At 70.8% G+C, this 3,501-nt stretch carries 5 protein-coding genes; all 5 read right to left on the bottom strand.

Annotation, left to right across the window (positions count from 1 at the left end):
- Window positions 1-152: 152 nt before the first annotated feature.
- Window positions 153-698, bottom strand: coding sequence for an adenine phosphoribosyltransferase (locus MFF42_RS02275; protein ID WP_003604529.1), 546 nt, complete (start codon window positions 696-698; stop codon window positions 153-155).
- Between the two features lie 74 nt (window positions 699-772).
- The gene (locus MFF42_RS02270) at window positions 773-1,567 is read right to left on the bottom strand and encodes an inositol monophosphatase family protein (protein ID WP_238254336.1); all 795 of its coding nucleotides are present in this window, start codon (window positions 1,565-1,567) and stop codon (window positions 773-775) included.
- A gap of 328 nt (window positions 1,568-1,895) precedes the next feature.
- Window positions 1,896-2,513: a thiamine phosphate synthase gene (locus tag MFF42_RS02265; RefSeq protein ID WP_238254335.1), complete on the bottom strand. Its 618-nt coding sequence runs from the start codon at window positions 2,511-2,513 to the stop codon at window positions 1,896-1,898.
- Between the two features lie 6 nt (window positions 2,514-2,519).
- Window positions 2,520-3,326 (bottom strand): thiazole synthase, encoded by an 807-nt coding sequence (locus tag MFF42_RS02260; RefSeq protein ID WP_238254334.1) that lies wholly within the window; start codon window positions 3,324-3,326, stop codon window positions 2,520-2,522.
- Between the two features lie 4 nt (window positions 3,327-3,330).
- Window positions 3,331-3,501: sulfur carrier protein ThiS (gene thiS / locus MFF42_RS02255; RefSeq protein WP_306423469.1), on the bottom strand; the 171-nt coding region annotated here is incomplete at its 5' end.

The following is a 3,501-nucleotide window of genomic DNA, read 5'->3' as shown; positions in this document are numbered from 1 at the left end:
GCGAGGCGAAGCCGAAGCAACCCAGGGTGCGCCATCTCCGGACAGGGCGCGCTCTGGATCGCTTCGCTCACGCTCGCGATGACGGACTGGAGCGATAATCCGAAGCGATCAATCCGAACCCGGATAGGCGGGAAAGCCCGGCCCGAGGGCGCTCAATGCCCCTCGAACTCCATCAGCGTGCGCACGGTGACGCCGAGATCGCGCAGGCGCTGGGCGCCACCGATCTCCGGCAGGTCGATGACGAAGCAGGCGGCGACCACCTCGGCGCCGAGTTGGCGCAGCAGGTTCACCGCCGCAGTCGCGGTGCCGCCGGTGGCGATGAGGTCGTCGACCAGGATCACCCGGTCGCCCGGCTTGATCGCGTCGACGTGGATCTCGATCTCGTCGGTGCCGTATTCGAGCGCGTAGGCCGTCGAGACGGTCTTGTGGGGCAGCTTGCCCTTCTTGCGGATCGGCACGAAGCCCGAGGAGAGCTGGTGCGCCACCGCGCCGCCGAGGATGAAGCCGCGTGCCTCGATGCCCGCGACCTGATCGATCCGCCCGCCCGCGTAAGGATGCACCAGCGAATCGACCGCGCGGCGGAACGAGCGCGGATCGCTGAGCAGGGTGGTGATGTCGCGAAAGATGATGCCCGGCTTCGGATAGTCGGGAATCGAGCGGACCGAGTCCTTCAGGGCGGAGTGGCGGCGGGCTTCCATGCGGGGTGCTCGACTTGTCAGGATGCGCGGAGGTTAGAGCAGAGGCGGCGGCGCGAGGCCATACGCGCGTCCGCTCACGCGGCGGCCTTACGCAGCAGGCCGATCAGTTCGCGGTGCAGCACCTCGTTGCCGCAGGCCACCGAGCGGGCGGCGAGCGGCTCGGCGCCGCCGTCGGCGCTGGTGACGAAGCCGCCGGCCTCGCGCACGAGGATGATGCCCGCCGCGATGTCCCAGGTCTGGAGGTCGCGCTCCCAGTAGAGGTCGGTCCGGCCGCAGGCGACGTAGGCGAGATCGAGTGCCGCCGAGCCGAGGCGGCGGGTGCCGCCGGAGACCGCCATCACCGCGGCGACTTCCTTGAGCAGACGGCCGTGGCTGCCGCGGCCGAGATAGGGCGTCCCATAGGCGACCAGCGCGTCGGCGAAGTCCTGGCGGCCGGAGACGCGCAGGCGCCGGTTGTTGAGGAAGGCGCCCTTGCCGCGCTCGGCGATGAACAGCTCGTCCTTGGCCGGATCGTAGATCACGCCGGCGACGATCTGGCCGTCGCGCTCCAGCCCGACCGAGATCGCGAAATGCGGGATGCCGTGGAGGAAGTTCGTGGTGCCGTCGAGGGGATCGACGTGCCAGGTATGGCTCCTGTCGGTGCCCTCGATATTGCCGCTCTCCTCCATGATCAGGCCGTAACCGGGCCGCGCCTTCATCAGCGCGTCGCGCAGGACTTCTTCGGCCTTCCTGTCGGCGGCCGAGACGAAGTTGCCGGGGCCCTTGCGCGAGACCTGAAGGTTCTCGATCTCGCCGAAGTCGCGCTTGAGGCCGCGGGCGGCCTTGCGCACGGCATCGACCATGACGGTCATGAGGGGAGAGTTGATCATGCGGTCGAGCTCGCAGCCCTGTCCGGGCGCCTTGCTGGAAGGAAATTCTGTCAGCGCTTCTATACGCCTCGCGCCGCAGCGCCAGGGGTGATCGGCGCAGGGCCGATATCCGACAGGGTCCGCCGGCCGAAAATGCCAGACCTCACACGGTGTCCAGCGGATCGGTTCATTGCCGCCTCCCCGTCATTCCGGGGCGCCGAAGGCGAACCCGGAATCCACCCGTGATGCCACGCTGAGCCGCGCATCTCGGGTGGATTCCGGGTTCCGCTGCGCGGCCCCGGAATGACGGTGATGGCGATCGAACCGACGCCATCGAGCGGCTCGGGTATCACGTGAGGTTTGCAAGGAACCGGGCCGCCGCGCCCCGCGGATCGGGCCCACGCATCACGCCGCCCATCACCGCGACGCCCGCCGCCCCGACCTCGCGGCAGGCGCGGGCGTTGTCGGCGTCGATGCCGCCGAGGGCGAAGATCGGCAGGCGGTGGACCGCCGCGGCGCGCAAGGCATCGAGGCCGAGGGCGGGGCCGTAGCCGGGCTTGCTCGCGGTCAAGAATATCGGACTGAGCGTGGCGTAATCGGCCCCCGCCGCCTCGGCCGCCCCGATCTCATCGACCGAATGGGCCGAGAACCCGATCAGCGCCGCGGCGCCGAGCGTTTGCCGCGCCCTCCGGATGCCGTCGATCCCGGCGGAGCCCGGCAGGTGCACACCCTGTGCGCCGGTCTCCCGTGCGAGTTCGACGTCACCGCCGACCACGAGGCAGCCTCCGACCGGCGCCAGGATCGCGATCAGGTCGCGGGCGAGATCCTGCCGCGCACCGCGGTCGAGATCGCGGTCGCGCAGCCAGACGAAGCGGACGCCGCCCGCCACCGCCGCGCGGACGGTCTCAGGGAGCGGCCGGTCGGCGCCGTGGCGGTCGGTGACGACGAGAAGGGAGGGAAGCCCCACCCGCCCTCACGACCCGACGAGGCCGAGCTGCGGGCTCGACGGCTCGGCCCGGCCGCGGCGCGGGATGCGCCCGGCGAGATGGGCGAGGCGTCCCGCCTCGACGGCGCGACGCATGGCGCCCGCCATCCGCACGGGATCGTCCGCCTTCGCCACCGCGGTGTTGATGAGGCAGGCGGCGGCGCCCAGCTCCATGGCGATCACTGCGTCCGAGGCGGTGCCGATGCCGGCATCGACGATCACCGGGACCTTCGCCCGGCGGCAGATCAGCTCGATGTTGGCCGGGTTGGCGATGCCCATGCCGGAGCCGATCAGCGAGCCCATCGGCATCACCGCGGCGCAGCCGAGATCGGCCAGCCGCTCGCAGATCACCGGATCGTCGTTGCAGTAGGGCAGCACCGTGAAGCCGTCATCGACGAGGTGGCGGCAGGCTTCGAGCAGCTCGGTCACGTCCGGGTAGAGCGTCTCGCGGTCGCCGATCACCTCGACCTTGATCCAGTCGGTGCCGAGCGCCTCGCGGGCGAGTTCGGCGGTCATGATCGCGTCGCGGGCCGTCTCGCAGCCGGCGGTGTTGGGCAGGAAGCGGGCGCCCTTCAGCTTCTGGAAGGTGTCCGAGCCGTGGCCCTGGAGCGAGACCCGGCGGATCGAGGCGGTGACCACCTCGGCGCCCGAGGCGCGCACCGACTGGGCCATGATCTCCTGGCTCGGATAGCCGGCCGTGCCGATGAACAGCCGCGAGGAGAGCCGGATGCCGGCGATCTCCAGCGCGTCGTCCCCGGCCGTGACCTGCGCGAGGGTGGTGTCGTGATGGTTCATGCGCTCAGCCTCCCTGCATGGCGCGGACGATCTCGATGCGGTCGCCCTCGTTGAGGGCCGTCTGGCCCCAGGCGGATTTCCGCACGACGCGGCCGTTGACGGCGATGGCGATGCCCTCGGGGCTCTCGATGCCCCGCTCCTCGGCTTCCGCCGCGAACAGGGCGGCGAGGTCCGG

Origin of the sequence: Methylorubrum podarium (assembly GCF_022179745.1) — a bacterium.
GTDB lineage: Bacteria > Pseudomonadota > Alphaproteobacteria > Rhizobiales > Beijerinckiaceae > Methylobacterium > Methylobacterium podarium.
Note: the sequence above shows the minus strand (reverse complement) of the source record. Positions and strands in the feature narration are given on the sequence as shown.

What these genes read in the sequence shown, in the direction of transcription:
- MFF42_RS02270 (WP_238254336.1), bottom strand. Translation starts at nt 1,567, where the DNA reads ATGATCAACTCTCCCCTCATGACCGTCATGGTCGATGCCGTGCGCAAG.
- MFF42_RS02275 (WP_003604529.1), bottom strand. Translation starts at nt 698, where the DNA reads ATGGAAGCCCGCCGCCACTCCGCCCTGAAGGACTCGGTCCGCTCGATT.
- MFF42_RS02260 (WP_238254334.1), bottom strand. Translation starts at nt 3,326, where the DNA reads ATGAACCATCACGACACCACCCTCGCGCAGGTCACGGCCGGGGACGAC.